This window comes from Ruegeria sp. CDSC081 (assembly GCF_059610485.1).
The window spans coordinates 30,686-47,272 of the sequence record NZ_JBXWNS010000012.1 but is presented as its reverse complement, the minus strand read 5'-3'; the positions used below and the strand labels follow the sequence as shown (position 1 = coordinate 47,272).

General features: G+C 56.5%; 21 protein-coding genes. 14 read left to right on the top strand and 7 right to left on the bottom strand.

The features are described 5' to 3' along the window. The first annotated feature begins 42 nt into the window (after window positions 1–42). Genes ffh through trmD form a run of 10 tightly spaced genes read left to right on the top strand, consistent with a single transcriptional unit; the run spans window position 43 to window position 6,292 of the window. Window positions 43–1,545 carry a signal recognition particle protein gene (ffh, locus tag AC2FH9_RS18530; RefSeq protein ID WP_496872548.1) on the top strand — a complete coding sequence of 501 codons (1,503 nt, stop codon included), beginning with the start codon at window positions 43–45 and terminating at the stop codon, window positions 1,543–1,545. Further along, the gene (locus AC2FH9_RS18525; protein ID WP_496872547.1) at window positions 1,546–2,100 is read left to right on the top strand and encodes a GNAT family N-acetyltransferase; all 555 of its coding nucleotides are present in this window, start codon (window positions 1,546–1,548) and stop codon (window positions 2,098–2,100) included. Next, entirely contained in the window at window positions 2,097–2,648 is a 552-nt protein-coding gene (locus tag AC2FH9_RS18520) for a GNAT family N-acetyltransferase (protein WP_496872544.1), read from the top strand. Before AC2FH9_RS18525 ends, AC2FH9_RS18520 begins: the two co-directional genes overlap by 4 nt. Continuing rightward, window positions 2,645–2,941, top strand: coding sequence for a chorismate mutase (locus AC2FH9_RS18515; RefSeq protein WP_142639150.1), 297 nt, complete (start codon window positions 2,645–2,647; stop codon window positions 2,939–2,941). The genes AC2FH9_RS18520 and AC2FH9_RS18515 overlap by 4 nt, the downstream gene beginning before the upstream one ends. A gap of 42 nt (window positions 2,942–2,983) precedes the next feature. After that, complete coding sequence (gene rpsP / locus AC2FH9_RS18510) at window positions 2,984–3,373, top strand: 30S ribosomal protein S16 (protein WP_142639148.1); 390 nt, start codon at window positions 2,984–2,986, stop codon at window positions 3,371–3,373. A 12-nt stretch (window positions 3,374–3,385) separates the two neighbouring features. Beyond that, window positions 3,386–4,021 (top strand): 5,6-dimethylbenzimidazole synthase, encoded by a 636-nt coding sequence (gene bluB, locus AC2FH9_RS18505; RefSeq protein ID WP_496698487.1) that lies wholly within the window; start codon window positions 3,386–3,388, stop codon window positions 4,019–4,021. Between the two features lie 4 nt (window positions 4,022–4,025). After that, on the top strand, window positions 4,026–4,175 hold the full coding sequence (locus AC2FH9_RS18500) for a hypothetical protein (protein WP_185956731.1): 150 nt from the start codon (window positions 4,026–4,028) through the stop codon (window positions 4,173–4,175). After that, the gene (gene rimM / locus AC2FH9_RS18495; protein ID WP_496787690.1) at window positions 4,168–4,671 is read left to right on the top strand and encodes a ribosome maturation factor RimM; all 504 of its coding nucleotides are present in this window, start codon (window positions 4,168–4,170) and stop codon (window positions 4,669–4,671) included. The genes AC2FH9_RS18500 and rimM overlap by 8 nt, the downstream gene beginning before the upstream one ends. Then, window positions 4,671–5,486, top strand: a complete 816-nt coding sequence (locus AC2FH9_RS18490; RefSeq protein WP_496698489.1) for a hypothetical protein — start codon at window positions 4,671–4,673, stop codon at window positions 5,484–5,486. Before rimM ends, AC2FH9_RS18490 begins: the two co-directional genes overlap by 1 nt. Then, entirely contained in the window at window positions 5,483–6,292 is an 810-nt protein-coding gene (gene trmD, locus AC2FH9_RS18485) for a tRNA (guanosine(37)-N1)-methyltransferase TrmD (protein WP_496872541.1), read from the top strand. Before AC2FH9_RS18490 ends, trmD begins: the two co-directional genes overlap by 4 nt. A gap of 132 nt (window positions 6,293–6,424) precedes the next feature. On the opposite strand, the gene AC2FH9_RS18480 is transcribed toward trmD, so the two are convergent. Continuing rightward, window positions 6,425–7,228: a glycoside hydrolase family 25 protein gene (locus AC2FH9_RS18480; RefSeq protein ID WP_496872540.1), complete on the bottom strand. Its 804-nt coding sequence runs from the start codon at window positions 7,226–7,228 to the stop codon at window positions 6,425–6,427. A gap of 381 nt (window positions 7,229–7,609) precedes the next feature. Between AC2FH9_RS18480 and rplS the strand changes: the two genes are divergently transcribed. After that, the gene (gene rplS, locus AC2FH9_RS18475; RefSeq protein WP_142639138.1) at window positions 7,610–7,993 is read left to right on the top strand and encodes a 50S ribosomal protein L19; all 384 of its coding nucleotides are present in this window, start codon (window positions 7,610–7,612) and stop codon (window positions 7,991–7,993) included. An 11-nt stretch (window positions 7,994–8,004) separates the two neighbouring features. Next, on the top strand, window positions 8,005–8,226 hold the full coding sequence (gene rpmE, locus AC2FH9_RS18470) for a 50S ribosomal protein L31 (protein WP_142639136.1): 222 nt from the start codon (window positions 8,005–8,007) through the stop codon (window positions 8,224–8,226). Window positions 8,227–8,332: 106 nt separating this feature from the next. On the opposite strand, the gene AC2FH9_RS18465 is transcribed toward rpmE, so the two are convergent. After that, the gene (locus tag AC2FH9_RS18465) at window positions 8,333–9,919 is read right to left on the bottom strand and encodes an MFS transporter (protein ID WP_496872537.1); all 1,587 of its coding nucleotides are present in this window, start codon (window positions 9,917–9,919) and stop codon (window positions 8,333–8,335) included. Between the two features lie 79 nt (window positions 9,920–9,998). Then, a complete protein-coding gene (locus AC2FH9_RS18460) occupies window positions 9,999–10,886 on the bottom strand; it encodes an AEC family transporter (protein WP_496872536.1) in 888 nt (295 codons plus the stop codon). A gap of 211 nt (window positions 10,887–11,097) precedes the next feature. Between AC2FH9_RS18460 and AC2FH9_RS18455 the strand changes: the two genes are divergently transcribed. Further along, entirely contained in the window at window positions 11,098–11,907 is an 810-nt protein-coding gene (locus AC2FH9_RS18455; protein ID WP_496872534.1) for a division plane positioning ATPase MipZ, read from the top strand. A gap of 98 nt (window positions 11,908–12,005) precedes the next feature. Here AC2FH9_RS18455 and AC2FH9_RS18450 read toward each other — a convergent pair whose 3' ends face one another. The 4 genes from AC2FH9_RS18450 to AC2FH9_RS18435 all read right to left on the bottom strand — a co-directional run bounded on the left by AC2FH9_RS18450 (window position 12,006) and on the right by AC2FH9_RS18435 (window position 14,033). Beyond that, window positions 12,006–12,629, bottom strand: coding sequence for a putative glycolipid-binding domain-containing protein (locus tag AC2FH9_RS18450; protein ID WP_496872532.1), 624 nt, complete (start codon window positions 12,627–12,629; stop codon window positions 12,006–12,008). 71 nt (window positions 12,630–12,700) lie between these two features. Further along, window positions 12,701–13,324, bottom strand: coding sequence for a class I SAM-dependent methyltransferase (locus AC2FH9_RS18445; RefSeq protein WP_496872530.1), 624 nt, complete (start codon window positions 13,322–13,324; stop codon window positions 12,701–12,703). A 37-nt stretch (window positions 13,325–13,361) separates the two neighbouring features. Next, window positions 13,362–13,580: a helix-turn-helix transcriptional regulator gene (locus AC2FH9_RS18440; protein WP_142639124.1), complete on the bottom strand. Its 219-nt coding sequence runs from the start codon at window positions 13,578–13,580 to the stop codon at window positions 13,362–13,364. A gap of 3 nt (window positions 13,581–13,583) precedes the next feature. Then, entirely contained in the window at window positions 13,584–14,033 is a 450-nt protein-coding gene (locus AC2FH9_RS18435) for a hypothetical protein (protein WP_496872528.1), read from the bottom strand. A gap of 900 nt (window positions 14,034–14,933) precedes the next feature. Between AC2FH9_RS18435 and AC2FH9_RS18430 the strand changes: the two genes are divergently transcribed. After that, on the top strand, window positions 14,934–16,550 hold the full coding sequence (locus AC2FH9_RS18430; protein WP_496872526.1) for a phosphate ABC transporter substrate-binding/OmpA family protein: 1,617 nt from the start codon (window positions 14,934–14,936) through the stop codon (window positions 16,548–16,550). Window positions 16,551–16,587 lie beyond the last annotated feature (37 nt).

Sequence of the window (16,587 nt, the reverse complement as noted above, 5' to 3'; positions counted from 1 at the left end):
CTAAGAGGCGCCACCAGATAACCGGCATAGGAGGCCGCAGGCATGTTTGAAAATCTATCCGAACGCCTCTCTGGCGTCTTTGACCGGCTGACCAAACAGGGTGCGCTGTCTGAAGAGGACGTCAAGACCGCCCTGCGCGAAGTACGGGTTGCCTTGCTTGAGGCTGACGTCTCGCTGCCGGTCGCGCGGGAGTTCGTCAAGAAGGTACAGGATCAGGCCACCGGACAAGCGGTGACCAAGTCGATCACCCCCGGCCAGCAGGTCGTCAAGATCGTGCATGACACGCTCGTTGACGTGCTGCGCGGTGAGGATGATCCCGGTGCGTTGAAAATCGACAACCCGCCTGCCCCGATCTTGATGGTCGGTCTGCAAGGTTCGGGTAAGACTACGACAACCGGTAAGCTTGCCAAACGGTTGAAAGAGAAAGAGGGCAAGAAGGTCCTGATGGCCTCGCTGGATGTTTATCGCCCGGCGGCGATGGATCAGCTGGCCGTTCTGGGCACACAGGTCGGCGTCGATACGCTGCCGATTGTTCCCGGCCAGAAGCCCGTCGACATCGCCAAACGCGCCAAGCAGCAAGCGACGCTGGGTGGCTATGACGTCTATATGCTCGATACCGCGGGCCGTCTGCACATCGACGAAGTGCTGATGAACGAGGTCGAGCAGGTTCGCAACGCGGTCGACCCGCGCGAAACCCTGCTGGTCGTCGACGGTCTGACCGGTCAGGTCGCCGTTGAGGTCGCCGAGGAATTCGAAGCCAAGGTCGGTATCTCGGGCGTGGTTCTGACCCGGATGGATGGCGACGGGCGCGGTGGCGCGGCGTTGTCGATGCGCGCGGTCACCGGCAAACCGATCCGCTTTGTGGGCTTGGGCGAAAAGATGGACGCGCTTGAGACGTTCGAGCCGGACCGGATTGCAGGACGTATTCTGGGAATGGGCGACATCGTTGCCCTGGTCGAAAAGGCCCAGGAAACGATGGAGATCGAACAGACCGAGCGCATGATGAAGCGCATGGTCAAAGGTCAGTTCAACATGAACGACCTGAAGATGCAGCTGGAACAGATGATCCAGATGGGCGGCATGCAAGGCATGATGGGCATGATGCCCGGCATGGGCAAGATGGCCAAACAGGTCGAAGAATCGGGCATGGATGACAAGGTGCTCAAGCGCCAGATCGCCTTGATCCAATCCATGACCAAGCGTGAACGCGCCAACCCGCAACTGCTGCAAGCCAGCCGCAAGAAACGTATCGCGGCGGGTTCGGGTATGGAGGTCAGCGACCTCAACAAGCTGCTGAAAATGCACCGGCAGATGTCGGACATGATGAAGAAGATGGGCAAGATGGGCAAAGGCAAGATGCTGAAACAGGCCATGAAGGGCATGTTCGGCAAAGGCGGCCCCTCGCCCGAGGATATGGCCGGCGGTATGGACCCCAAGGCGCTGGAGGCTGCGGCCAAGGCAATGGGTGGTCGCGGTGGCCTGCCCGGCATGGGCGGCGGCATGGCCCTGCCCCCGGGCCTCAGCGGATTTGGCAAAAAGAAGTAAATGACCGCCGCTGCACCTCATATCCCTCGGCTTGAGACTGACCGCCTGATCCTGCGTGCCCCGTGCGAGGACGATTTCAGCGCGCTGGAAGCATTCTTTGCCAGCGACGCATCGAAATTCGTCGGCGGTCCCAAGCGTGCGGATGAGACATGGCGGACACTTGCCCTACTGCTGGGTCACTGGACCCTTCGCGGCTATGGGTATTGGGCGGTAGAGGAAAAAGGCGCCGGCAAATACATCGGTCATGTAGGGCTGTGGTTTCCGCATAGCTGGCCTGAGCCGGAAATCGGCTGGACACTGATGAGCAGCGCAACAGGCAAAGGATACGCGACCGAGGCGGCGCTCGCCGCACGGACATATGCCTATGACGTACTGGGCTGGGATACTGCTATTTCTCTGATCGACCCCGACAATCTGGTGAGCAGAGCCGTGGCCGATAGATTGGGTGCGCGGTTTGACAGCATCTATAAACACCCGGCCTATGGCGAGATGCAGGTTTGGCGGCACCCGGCTCCATCAGACCTTGAGAACGGTGGAGTGGAGGCATACGCATGACGACATTCTCCATCCCGATCATCGAAACTGAACGCCTTGTTCTGCGGGCCCCGCATGTGGATGACCTGCCTGAGTTGACTGCCTTCTATGCATCCGAGCGCAGCCATATGGTTGGCGGTCCGCGGGATCATGTGGGCAGCTGGAGCTCTCTGGCAACACGTCTGGGTCACTGGGCGCTGAAAGGCTACGGCCTTTGGCATCTGACCGAGAAATCCAGCGGTCGCTTTGTTGGCGGGGTTGGCATCATTGATGTACCTGGCTGGGACGAACCCGAACTCGGTTGGACCCTGATGGAACGGGCGGAAGGCAAAGGTCTGGCTTTCGAGGCAGCCCTTGCAGCTCGCGACTATGCTGCGCGCCAACAGGGTTTGAATAGCGTCATCAGCTATATCGCGCATGAAAACACGCGCTCTCGTGCCTTGGCCGAGCGTATGGGGGCTAGCTTCGAGCGCGAAGGCGAAGTGATGGGCAAGCCCTGCCAGGTCTGGCGCCATCCCACGCTCGATTTATCCGAACCTGCTTTGACCACCGAAAGGACCGGCCAATGACCAATCCCGTGACTCAGGCTGCCGCGTTGCTCAAGGACCACCGCGAAAGCATCGATCGCTTGGACGCGATTCTGGTTTACACACTGGGCGAGCGGTTCAAGCACACACAAGCCGTTGGCAAACTGAAAGCGGCACACGACCTTCCCCCGTCCGATCCCACGCGCGAAGCTGCGCAGATCGCACGGTTAGAAGACCTGGCGAAAGAGGCCGATCTTGACCCCGATTTCGCCAAGGCTTTTCTGAATTTCATCATTCAGGAAGTCATCCGACACCATAAGAAACACCAGAATTGACCGGGCCGTTCCCGGCACACGCCATCTAAAGGAGATACCACCATGGCAATGAAAATTCGTCTCGCCCGCGGCGGCTCGAAAAAGCGTCCCTTCTACCGCATCGTGGCTGCCGACAGCCGCATGCCGCGCGACGGCCGTTTCATCGAAAAGCTGGGCACCTACAACCCGCTGCTGCCGAAAGACAACGAAGAGCGCGTTAAAATGGACATGGAGCGCATCCAGTACTGGCTGGACCAGGGCGCCCAGCCCACCGACCGGATCGCCCGCATGCTGGAAGCAGCCGGCGCCAAGGAAAAAGCTGAGCGTAGCAACCCCAACAAGGGTACCCCGGGCAAGAAAGCTCAGGAGCGCGCGGAAGAAAAAGCTGCAAAGGCCGCTGAAGCTGCCGAAGCTGCTGCTGCGCCTGCTGAAGAAGCAGCAGCAGAAGAGTAAGCAGGGCGGCGCGTGCGGCATCAGACCTTTACCGACGATTTTCGCGCGCAGTTCGATCTGTTGTTGCGGCTCCGGCGCGACGTGCGCCGGTTTCGCGACGAAGCTGTGAACGAGGCAGTGCTGACGCGCTGCCTCGACGCGTTTCGACTGGCGCCTTCTGTGGGGCTCAGCGAGCCTTGGCGTGTGGTCCGAGTCGAAAGTACCGCCGCGCGTGAGGCTGCGCTTAAGAACTTTCAGGCGGCGAATGCCCAGGCCCTAAAGGGATACTCGGGCGACAATGCGCAGCTCTACAGTCAGCTGAAACTGACGGGAATGCAGGAAGCACCGGTGCAGCTGGCCGTGTTCTGCGACGATTCCACCGACAAGGGACGCGGTTTGGGTGCAGGTTCGATGCCCGAGATGCGGCGCTATTCCGTGGTCTCGGCTGTCACGTTGTTCTGGCTTGCGTTGCGGGCCGAAGGGATGGGTTTGGGATGGGTGTCTATTCTGGATCCCGAACAAATGGCGCGTGATCTGAATGTGTCGGATAGCTGGCGGTTGATCGGTTACTTCTGTGTCGGATGGCCCGAAGAGCACTCGGAAACCCCCGAGTTGCAGCAATCTGGCTGGGAAATCCGCGACGACAACCTGCTTGTGGAGGTACGATAGACGTATGTTCGGACTATTACGGCTTCCTATCCTGTTGATGATCGCCTTTATTGTGGGCGTGTTTTTCGAACGCTCGAACCAGCGCGAAGCGTGTGAGGCACGCGGGTTATGGCAAGACGGGCTATGTGTGACGGTGGATGGACCAAATGAATGACCTGATCTGCGTAGGAAGTGTTGCGGGCTCATACGGGGTGCGCGGCGAAGTGCGCCTGAAAAGCTATTGCGCGATCCCCGAGGATATCGAAGCCTATTCGCCGCTGACGGATGAACAGGGCGCGGAACGCTATCCGCTGGTCCTGACTCGTTCGATCAAGAATGGCTTTGCCGCCAGATTGGGCGGAGTTGAAACCAAGGAACAGGCAGATGACCTGAAGGGGCTGCGCCTGTTTGCGCGGCGCGATCAGTTGCCTTCGCTACCTGATGACGAGTTCTACCACACAGATCTGATCGGGCTTGCGGTCTATGACACAGGGGGCGCGTTGCTGGGTCAGGTTAAATCTGTCCAGAACCACGGTGCGGCGGACCTGTTGGAATTGCACGGGCCGGGCCTGAATTCCACTGTTTTGCTACCGTTCACACTCGAGTCGGTTCCTACAGTTGATCTGGAACAGGGCCGCATCGTCGCCGACCCGCCCGAAGGGCTGATCTGATGCGTCGGGTCCTGCTGCATCTGGGCCTGCACAAAACTGGCACAACAGCAGCGCAATCCTTCCTCTATGAAAATCGCGAGCTGATTTGGCCGCATTTTGCGCTGGTCCTACCGTATCGAACCCGCAATTCCGGCCTTTCCCGCGCGGCCACCAACCATTCCGTCTATGGAACAGTGGGAACCCTCTCCGAGTTTGGCAGTCAGCTGCGCGAATTTCTGGACAGCCTGGATTTCGGCGACAAGCGGGGACTGATCCTGAGCGAAGAAAACTTCGCCGGCCTCAGGCCCAGCCGCAATATCGACCAAGGCTATGCTGCGGCCCCCGATCTGGCTGCCTGTCTGGTGGATTCAATTCGCCAGCGATTTTCAGGGCAAGAGGTTGAGATCACGATATACCTGTCTCTGCGCCAGCGCGGAGGCTGGTTGCGCAGCCTGTGGGCACATGATCTGGAACGGATGCGACAGGTTTTTGACTTTGAAACCTTTCGCGACAACCTGGACCACCTGCCCCCGCTGCAAGACACCGTCAGCCGCATCAAGGAAAAGCTGCCTTCCGTCTCTGTTACGACTGAATGGCTGGAAGATTTGCAACTGCGACGGCTTGGACCTGGCGACCCCTTTGCCGAATTTATGGACCTGTCGCGTGACAAGGCCAACCTTCTGGTGCCTCCGACTCAGGTCAATACCCGGCTCCCCGCAGACGTCCTGTCCGAGTTGCTGGACCTGAACCGTTCGCGCCTGGACGAGGCGGCTCTGGTGGCGCAAAAGACTGCCGTGATTGAACGCGCGCAGACAGACCTGATTGGTACATCATGACTGATACGTCCCCGAAATCTCATGGTCGCAAGGCGATCCGTCCTACGCTGAAACCGCGCGAACTGCTTACGCCCACGCCCGATTTGCATGGGGTGTGGAAGGCCAAGATCATCACCTTGTTTCCGTCGGCCTTTCCCGGAGTTCTTGGCGAAAGCCTGACTGGAAAAGCCCTGCAAGAAGGGTTGTGGCAGCTGGAAACCGTTGACCTGCGTCAGTTCGGTGTCGGCAAGCATCGCAATGTGGACGACACCCCGGCCGGCGGCGGAGCGGGGATGGTGTTGCGCTCTGATGTATTGGGCGAAGCAATCGAGCACACGATGACCGAGGCGCAAGGAAACTGGCCTCTGATCTACCTTAGCCCGCGCGGTCGCCGCATGGACCAGCGCATGATGCAGAACCTCGCGCGCTGTGATGGCATGACCCTGCTATGTGGGCGGTTTGAAGGTGTTGATGAACGGGTGCTGGAGCATTACGGCGTCCAAGAGGTCTCGCTGGGGGATTTCGTGATGACCGGAGGCGAGATTGCCGCGCAAGCGCTGATCGACGCCACGGTGCGTCTGATCCCCGGCGTTCTGGGCAATCAGGCTTCTGCCGAAGAAGAGAGTTTTTCGTCGGGCCTGCTGGAGCACCCCCAGTACACCCGCCCGGCCGAATGGAAAGGCCGCCCAATCCCCGAGATTTTGATGTCAGGCCATCATGGTCGCATCGCCGAATGGCGTCACGATATGTCCGAACAGATCACCCGCGAACGGCGACCCGATCTGTGGGAGACCTATCTGGGTGAACGGGAAGAGACGTCTGACTGACATCCACCGTGTGACATGAGCCCCGCAGCTGAGCGGTCCCGGTTGCAGAATTATTCGGGGGGGAAAGCGCGAATGCACGCTTGGTCACTTCGTCGCGGGCGACACCTTCAAAACCTATGGGGTGCCCAAAGTCTAAGGGCTACCAGATTTCCAGCGCGCCCAGATTTCCGGTGGCCCGTTGAAGACATTGATATCAACCCTCCCCTGAACACCGGGCACCAGCCCGGTGCCGGTGTATTGCCAGAGCCGCCACACCGCTTTGGGATACACATTTCGCGGGTGACCGGCGACCGAACGTAACCAGAACTCGGTCTTGGGCAGCCGCCCGATATTCGTATCACCATAGAAATCCACCGTCGTATAGACGATCGGACGGCGCCCATAGTGGCGTTCGAGGATATCTAGGAACCGTTGAGCCTCGGCCCGAACCGTCGCACCATCGGGGCGCAGGGTGCAGGTCTTAGAATGCGGGGTCCACTCCATGTCCAGCACATGTGGCAGATCCGATCCCTTGGGTACGTTTTGGATGAACCAGCTGGCCTGTTCCCGCGCCGACCGGCAGAAATAGTAGTAATGATATGCCCCCCACGGCACACCCGCTGCCCGCGCACCTTGCCGATGAGCGGCAAACATGGGGTCGGCCACATCGCCCCCTTCGGTCGCTTTGATAAAGACGAAACTAACGCCGGACTGCTTGGCGGTGCGCCAGTCTATCGCTCCTTGCCAGCGCGATACGTCCAGCCCGTGCACCGGGTAATGCCCCGGATGTCGCCCTTCCCATTCGTGGGGGTCTGCATCTGCAAAGGCTGGGAAGATCACAGAGGGCGGCGTAGCATCTGGAAACGACTGGGCCTCGACCAGTTGCGGCGGCGGGCTGCTGCGACCGCAGGACAGGGTCGCAAAGGCCATGACGGCGAGCATCAATGCGGTGCGCATGATCTAATCCTGTATCAAATGACTGCTCTTATAATTACGTCCAGTTTGCCTGATCAGCCCCGCAAGGCAATGGTTCTGTTTGCGTGCGGCGGAAACCCACCGTTTTCCCCGCCTTGCATGGCGATTTAGGCTTGATCCCTGCCCCCGATGCCCGTAAATGACCGCAATCCGGTGCCGCAACTTCGCGACTCCGGTGTTTTGGTTTGCATCATGTCGTGACGCCCGGCTTTCTTCAGCCACGGCGCGGCGGGCAGGCCAGAGACCAAGTGAACATTCGATCTGACCTCTGGCGGGCTGTACGCAGGACCCGGTGAAGACCAAGAGCTCTCAGGCCGTGCCCAAACTTCGTGGACCAACCACGAGCAGATAGGAGAACCTGCGATGGACCTGATCGCACAGCTTGAGGCGGAACAGATTGCCGCCCTGGGGAAAGACATCCCTGATTTCAAAGCCGGTGACACCATTCGTGTCGGCTTTAAAGTGACCGAAGGGTCGCGCACCCGTGTTCAGAACTACGAAGGCGTCTGCATCGCCCGTAAAGGTGGCAACACCATCGCCGGTGCGTTCACCGTGCGTAAGATTTCCTTTGGTGAAGGCGTGGAGCGTGTGTTCCCGCTGTATTCAACCAATATCGACAGCATCACCGTTGTCCGCCGTGGCCGCGTTCGTCGCGCCAAACTGTATTATCTGCGCACTCGTCGCGGTAAATCCGCACGTATCGCAGAGGTCACCAACTACAAGCCCAAAGCTGGCGCCGAAGCGTAAGGAACGGAAAGATGAAAAAAGACATCCATCCCGATTATCACGTCATCGACGTCAAAATGACCGATGGCACCATAGTTCAGATGAAATCCACCTGGGGCTCCGAAGGCGATCAGCTGGCTCTGGAAATCGACCCCTCCGTGCACCCCGCATGGACCGGTGGCGGCGCGCGTCTGATGGACGCCGGTGGCCGTGTGTCGAAGTTCAAAAAGAAATACGAAGGTCTGGGCTTCTAAGCCTGACCCGTTTCGAATGCGAAAGGCCGCCCCTCTGGGCGGCCTTTTTCGTATTACCCGAAACCTCTGACACCGCCCTGACAAGAAACGCGTCAGGATCAATCCCTCAGGGTTTCGTCGCGCGTGTCAGATCCGCCGCGCTGTGCACCGGGGGCACAGGGCCGCGCAGCAACATCAACCCCAGCGTCACGCCGATCAGCGCCGCAATCGCCGTCACCATCATGGCGCTGTCAAAAGCGTTGTCTTGCAGGTCGCGCAGAGCCCTTGCCAGAGCACTTCCCGAAGTCGGATCCATGCCGGCAATCAGTTGCTGGATTTGACTGGGCGTTCCGTGGGTCAGCGCATGAGCCAGATCATCACGGGGGGCCGAGCCGGCCGGTAACGCGTCGATCACTTCGGCAAGACCCCGACGAGAGGTGATGGCTTCGGCAAGCCCGCAGACCACAGCCCCCAACGTAGCCCCGAAATAGAGGCAGGCATTGATTACACCTGAGCCTTGCCCCACATGCTCATCAGGCAAAAGCCGCAACCCAAGACGCGGTAGCAGCGAGAAACAGATACCAAGACCAATGCCGACGATCATCAACTTCCACCAGATCTGCGCATATTGAGTGGGAACTGTAATCGTGGTCAGCAACAAAAACCCAGCGGCCATTGCACCCAGCCCGATCACAACAGGCCATTGAAAGCTGTAGGGCGCAAGAAATCGGGGCGCAATGACCGAGATCGCGAACATGCTAAGGCTGAGTGGCATAATCGCAAGTCCAGCCCCGATAGGCGTGTATCCGAATGTATCAGGCGATTGGACGAATGTGTTAAAGTAGACGAAAAAGCCAAACAGCGTAAAGCCGGTAAGGAACATCCCCGCTGCCGCCATGAAATAGCGCGGATGAAGGAAATAGCGCAGCTCGACCAACGGATCTTCACTGCGGCGCGAAGCCAGCACAAGGCCGACCATGGCCAGCATGGCCACACCCAACGGCACCAGCGTCAACGGTGCCCGCCATCCACCACTTTCCCCATTGCTCAGGGCAAATGACAACGGCCCCAGAAACAGCACAAGAGCCACAGCGCCGAGATAATCGAACCGGGCACCGGCCAGTCGCGTGTTCGGTACATAGTTCCGTTTTCTCACGGTCAAGCCAATGATAAACGCGGTGGTCAGCAAGATCAGATCGGTGGCGAAAACGGCTCTCCAACTGATGTAATGGGCGAATGCACCGCCCAGGATTGGGCCGATCCCGATCGCCAGTCCGACAATGGCGCCCCATGCTCCGGTAACGCTGGCGCGTTTTTCCTCCGGGGTCGCTGCAGTCAACAAGGGCAACGACGTGCCAAACAGCGCTGCGGCCCCTGCCCCCTGCGCCCCACGGCCAAACAGCATCATCGCCCCGTCCTGCGCGAACAAGGCCGAGGCAGAGCCTATGGCAAAAACGATCATGCCAACCAGAAACACGCCCAGCTTGCCCGTGATATCACCCAGCCGACTGATAATCGTCACCAGCGTGGCACTGACCACGGTATAGATGGCCATGACCCATTGCAGGTCCGAAGGCGACAGATCGAACTCATTCTTAAGATCAGGCAGGATGGTCGCAACCGCCGTGGAATTGAAGCCAACAACAACCATGCAAATCGCCGTCATGACCAATACAACGCGTGCGCCGACATCAGATGAATTCGTTTGTAACATCAAATACGTCCTAAAATACGGGCGGCGACTATGGAGCGCCACACCGACAGCTTAGCAGGAATGTGCAAACCGCCTAGCCTTAGATCCAGTAGGACAGCGCCAGCGGCAAAGCGATGATCGTTGTCAGGGTCGAAACCAGTATGAACCCGGCAACATCGGGGCCGTATTCCGGCACATGCTGGTCTATGAACAAATAGGTCGCCACCGATGACGGCATCAAACAGCACAGGATCACCGCGCCGCGCTCAGCGCCTGTAAAGCCGAAGGCCCAGACCAACCCGCTGGCGATTGCAACTGCCATCACCAGGTGCAAAGCGGTCAGTATCACCGCACGCCCAAGGCGGTTGACCCGAAGGCTGGCCAATGTGTGGCCCAATGTCAGCAGCATCAGCGGGATGGAAAGCCCACCCAGGATATCGAATGACTTCGCAACAGGCTGAGGCAGGCTATAGCCGCTGGCCATCAGCACCAGCGATAGGACCACCGCATATATGATCGGCGAGGTGGCGAGCTTTCTGGGCGAAAACTCTTTGGCTGGTATCCACATCCCTACAGTGAAGATGCTGACAAGAACGACCACTACAAATGCCATCGTATAGGCCATCCCCGCATCGCCTAACGCAAGCAAAGTGATTGGCAATCCGATATTGCCCACATTCCCATGCATCAGAGGCGTCAGAAAGGCCCGCGCCGGTAGGCGCATAACCTTCAGCGCCGCAAATCCCAGAACACCAAACCCGGCAATCGCCAAAACCGCAGCGGCCATCACGTCCAGAAACGTTCCAACAGCGATCTTTGTGGCCGACAGATGCGAGATGATCAGTGTGGGATATCCAACCCGCGAAACGATCGCGCCAATGACCTTGTTGTCAAAGGGCGTTTTGGTCAACGCCAGTACATACCCAGCCCCGGCACAGATCAGCACCGGCAGCACCACATTCAGTACGTTCAGAAACAGATGCTCCAAGCCATGTCTTTCTCACAGTCCTTAAGCCTGGAGATTGAAACATAGTCCCGGCTTTCGCAAGTCAGCGGCCTAAGGGCAGGCTGAGATTTCCGCAACAGGGGCTTTTTATGCAGCCCTACCTTGTTTCGGGTTCTTCCCTTCCCGCTTTCCACAACATATAGTGGCCTGCAACAACGTGTACGCAAACACGGTGAGACTTGGGAATACAGGCATGGCACATATTATCGTAGTGGGGAACGAGAAGGGCGGCGCGGGCAAATCGACTGTGTCCATGCATGTGGCCACCGCACTCGCCCGCCTGGGTCACAAGGTCAGCACCCTAGATCTGGACCTGCGGCAACGCAGCTTGGGACGGTATTTCGAGAACCGGAACAGCTTTCTGCAAAGCGCGGACCTGACCCTTCCCAGCCCCCGCCACCATGACCTGCCCGAGATCGACGCAAGCACGCTGAAACCCGGCGAGAACATCTATGACCACCGCCTGTCAGCGGCCGTGTCCGAGCTGGAAAGCGACAGCGATTTCATCCTGATCGACTGCCCCGGCTCTCATACCCGTCTCAGCCAGGTGGCGCATTCGCTGGCTGATACGCTGATCACTCCGCTGAACGACAGTTTTATCGATTTTGACCTGCTGGCACGCATCGATTCAAAGGGTGAGAAAATTCTGGGTCCGTCGGTCTATTCCGAGATGGTCTGGAACGCACGCCAGCTGCGCGCGCAAGCCGGCCTGAAGCCCATCGACTGGGTCGTTGTGCGCAACCGCGTCGGTACCCAACGCATGGTCAACAAGGAAAAGATGCAGCGCGCGATCGAGATGCTGTCGCAGCGGATCGGCTTCCGGGTTGCTTCGGGCTTTTCCGAACGCGTTATTTTCCGAGAGCTGTTCCCGCGCGGGCTGACCCTATTGGACCTCAAGGATATCGGGATCAAACAGCTGAACATTTCGAACATCGCAGCACGTCAGGAATTGCGCGACATGATGAAAGAGCTGAACCTGCCGGGTGTTGAGATCGATTTTTAGAGGCTTTTTACGACGGGTAGACGGACTATACTGCCGCTCACCTGGAAAAACGAAGTCCGTTTCTGGCAATCGTTTTAGCTTTAGAACGCTTGTTGGGCCTAAGCTATCACTGCTTTCCAAAACTCAGGGTAAACTCGAACGAAACCAAATCCATCGACAGTCAAATTTGCTTCGTATCCACTATTGATCGAAGTGTACCTATAGGTATTCTCGTTCAGCCGCTCATATCGTTGCTTCAGCGGTTTGAATGTCCAGGTTTCATCATCCAACCAAACAGCAGTGAACTCTGCCTGATCTCCAATCCCAAGCTGGAGTCGCTTGATCGCATTCGTGTTCGTGGCCGGTGTAAACCCAAGATCGATGTCGAGCAATTCATCAACAGCATCCACAACTTTGTCATTCGAGGTCCATGTACCATCGTCTTGCTTCACTAAAACAAGATCAACCCTATCTGCCCCAATCCAACGCTGTACGGTGGCGGCGCTACACTCCCATTCGTCATTACAGGTCACGGAATAAGCTATTCTGACAGGAGAATTTTCAACTACGTAGACAGCCATGCCCGAGATTACGCGAGACGTTCCGTTACGGTTAACCGAACAGGCTTCTGTGCCCACGACATCAATCCGTCGCCACATTGTACTTCGCATCATCGCCTCAACCATCGCTATTGCTTTGCTTGCCCCATAGCGGACATTCATGCGTGTTTCAGCATAGGTCAATCAGGGCTCTCTCCAGCCGTTCTCGGCGGCGTGCATGAACGGCTGGGTCAGTGTTGTCAGATGTCGAACGACTAACCGCTGTTCCTTGCGATGATGAAAGCAGTCGAACCCGTTTCGGGACGCCACTTTTGTTCAATTTCGAACCCATGAGCTTGCATACTCTCTACAAGGATTTCTTGCGTCAGGGCGCGGATCTTGGGCAATAGGCCGATGGTCCCGAGAGCTGGTATGACGAACTTCTCGAGACCTTCCAGGCAGACCGTCGAGCTGAAGAACAGGCCACCTTCCTTCAAGGAACTACGAACACGGTCCAGTGTCGCGTCAAGATCCAGTACCAAGTGCAGGATCGACATAGCCAGTACGGCATCATACTGTTGACCCTTCGCCGGAATAGGCCAGCACTCGAACGCGCTAACTTCAAAGTTGATGTTCTTGCTACCCTGCGCGTCGGCTTTTTCCCGGGCGATTGAGATCATTTCGGATGAATAGTCGATGGCGTCGATATGGGCGACTTTTGGGGCGTGAATGAGCGCCGTCGTACCTGTGCCACAGCCAAATTCCAGGATGCGGTCTTGGGGGGACAGGTGTCTTGCAGTTATGTCCAGTTTGTATTCATAGGCGGCTTGGTTTTGGACCGGACGGCGGGCATAGGATCTCGCCATCAGATTCCAGAACCGGGTGGGTTTGATGAACATATCTAATCCTTTGGTAGGGTGCAGCAGACGCGATGATTTAGCTGGCGTCTTGGATGTCGAAGACTTTTTCGAGGGGCTTGTCGAATACACGAGAAATCAAGATCGCCAGTTCGAGCGTTGGTGAATATTTGGCGTTTTCAATGGCAACGATGGTTTGTCGGGTGACTCCAACCTTTTCGGCGAGTTCTTTTTGCGTCATTTCATCTGCGTCAAAGCGTAGACGTCTAATATTGTTGGTGATCCTGAGCTTGCCCATGGATCAGTACCCCCGCCGATAGCTAGCAAATCTGACAATATCTGCTGACAGGGATCCGAAGGCCATTCCGAAATAGATGATGTTGAAGCCAGTGAGCGCTGATGCGTTGAGAGCCATGGCGACGACAGCTGAGATAAAACCCGCACCGGCGAAGATAATGATGGCGTAGCTGCCACGGCGCTCGAACATCTTGTCACGTTCATCAACGACGAAGCTGGGTTTGGGTTCGTGTGTAACAATCGCAAACCCAATGTTGAACAGCATGGTGCCGATGATGGTGGCCACGACGCCCAAGGGGATCAGCCAGATCACCATGCGGGCCCAGTTGTTTACAGCGTCTGGGCCATCAAACAATCCAGAGGCATTCATATCCAGAAGCCGTGAAACAACAAATGCACTAACGGCGAGGTTCACGAAGATCGAGACGACCGTATTGCGATCTTGGTAGGTCATTTCTGAAATCCCTTTTGGACAGAACACTTCTAATGAGTCGATTATTGCTTACTAATTGTATGAAATATTATACACAATGTCAAAAATAATGTACTTCACTATCGAAGCGTATTTGTAGCTTGTGCTCGATGATGGGAATCTACGCCTTCAACTGGAGTGCTGCGCGTTTGCGACTGGCCCAAAGGTTGTGTCGCCAACTTTTCGAAGACTAGAACCAGCGTTATGCTAGACCCAATTATCCTGCGATCTCAGCAAACATCCGAAAGCCAGAGGTTGTATTACTAGAGAATTGTTTCTTCCGGATCATGTTGACTACCTCAATGCCATCCAGTGTGGCTGAAGCTGATCTAAATGGCTTGAACCCACACATGTGCCGTACGCGTCATTTAAAGTTTGCGACACAACCCCTTCGCTTCTGCAGCGGCAACTTTGGACGATATCGAAGTCCCTCACATAATCCGCAAGGGGCAATTCACACCCGGATTCTGTCCGTTTCGGCAGTTCGCCGAGCTCGCGTCCTAACTCACGAGTGATTGCTGAAACCGCTCGGCAGGTTCAGAACTTTGTAACAGAACCGTTCGAGTGCTCGAAATAGTTAAGAATCACCTAGGTCAAAGGCTGCGAATGCGTGGCAAGAAAGGTATGAGGTTCGTTCTGGGAAATCTCAGGGAAAACCTGAGCCCCTAAAATCACGACTCAATTCGACGTTGAATCGCGTCAGCTTCGGATACAAGCTAAGAAAGAGCGCCAACTGTGGTCAGAATCTGCCTCAAACGTGTCCATAAGTGGGGGGAAGCAAGGCAATTTTATGTATCCCCGCTGCAGCCTTGACTAAACTTCCCGCGTACCGCTACGTCATTAAGAAATTATGAAGGTTGTATCAGTTTTTGCGAAACAACCTTGAGTAAAACGAGAATCAATAATCAGAAGTTTGAGGTTAGGAAAATGTTAAATCGGGTCCTGAAAACTACCTCTGGTGCGTTGATGTTGTCCGTCGCGACCATGGCAAACGCTGAAACTGTTCAATTGAACAGTTTAGACGGCGGAATGACTCTGACCGGAGAGCTAATAGATTTTGATGGCGCCAATTACGAACTCCGGACGGTGGTTGGTACAATCACGGTTGACGCTTTCAAAGTTGAATGCATTGGCGAAGCCTGCCCCAGTCGGAACGAAGGTCCGGTCGAATATGGCATTTCTGGTTCTTCTCGCCTGGTCGATGTCTTATTCGCTGATCTTACGACGCAATTCGGTGAGGAGATTGGCGGCACTGCTTTGCGCTCTGAGGAAGAAGGTGTCGATAAGCTACTGCTCCGTAACGAACTAGGCGAGTTTTTGGCCGAAGTCTCCTTGATGGGTGGTGACTCCGCAGACGGGATCAAACAACTGGTCGATGGAAACTCAGCACTGGCAGTGACCACACGCCCTGTTCAACCCGACGAGCTGGCGAGCGCATCGCAGGCTGGACTCGGGGATATCACCACGAGTGAAAACGAGAAAATTTTTGCGCTGGACGGTCTAGTTGTTATTACATCGCAAAGTAACCAACTGCGGGCAGTCGCCGAACAGGATCTAGCGCGGATATTTTCTGGAGCCATTTCCAACTGGAGCCAGATTGGTGGGCCCGATGCCCCGATCCAGCTTTACATGCGAGCGCCTGAAAGCGGAACTGCGTTGGTTTTCAATGACCTGATCATGAACCCCGTGGGCGCAACATACGCGAGCGATACAAGCTTTTTCGAAACAGACACGGAATTGGCTGCAGCAGTTGCTTCTGATCCGCTTGGCATCGGAATTACCAGCCTCGCAAGTGCTGATGAGGCCAAGGTTCTTGCAATTCGCGGTGTTTGTGGAATTCAGGTTCCAGCGACACCTTTCACCATCAAGACAGAAGAATACCCGCTTAGCCGACGCTTGTATGCATATACCGGCAAAACTGCGCCAGCACAGTTGAACCGCTTCATGCAATTCCTCGAAAGCGAAAAGGCGCAAGAGACAATTGATGCTTCGGGCTTTGTGTCACTTGGGGAATCCCTGCAAGGCCCCAATGAGCAGGGACTACGCTATCTTGGCGCAGTTATGCCAACCGATGCAGAGGTTACTCTGAAACAGTTGCAGGAAATGTCGGCTGAGCTGTCCGGTGCCGACCGTAGTTCTATAACCTTTCGGTTTGCATTCGGATCCTCTCGCCTGGATACGCGGGCACAGGACGACATAAGGCGCCTTGCTTCATTGCTTGCCAAGGAAGAAACCACAAACAAAGAACTTCTTTTGATCGGATACACAGACTCTGTCGGTGCTGGCGGATCCAACCGGTCACTCAGTCAGCAGCGTGCCAAACAAGTTAGCAATGCGTTGCTACAAGCAGCGCCTACCAACAGCCTGGACAGGTTAACCATCCGAACTCTGGGTTATGGTGAGATCTCGCCGCTAAGTTGCAACGACACTGAGAATGGTCGCCGTATCAACCGCCGAGTGGAAGTCTGGTTGCGAGACGTTGTCACCACATCCCAGTAGCGAAGCGCCAACTCAGCTTCGGAACGGGAATACAACG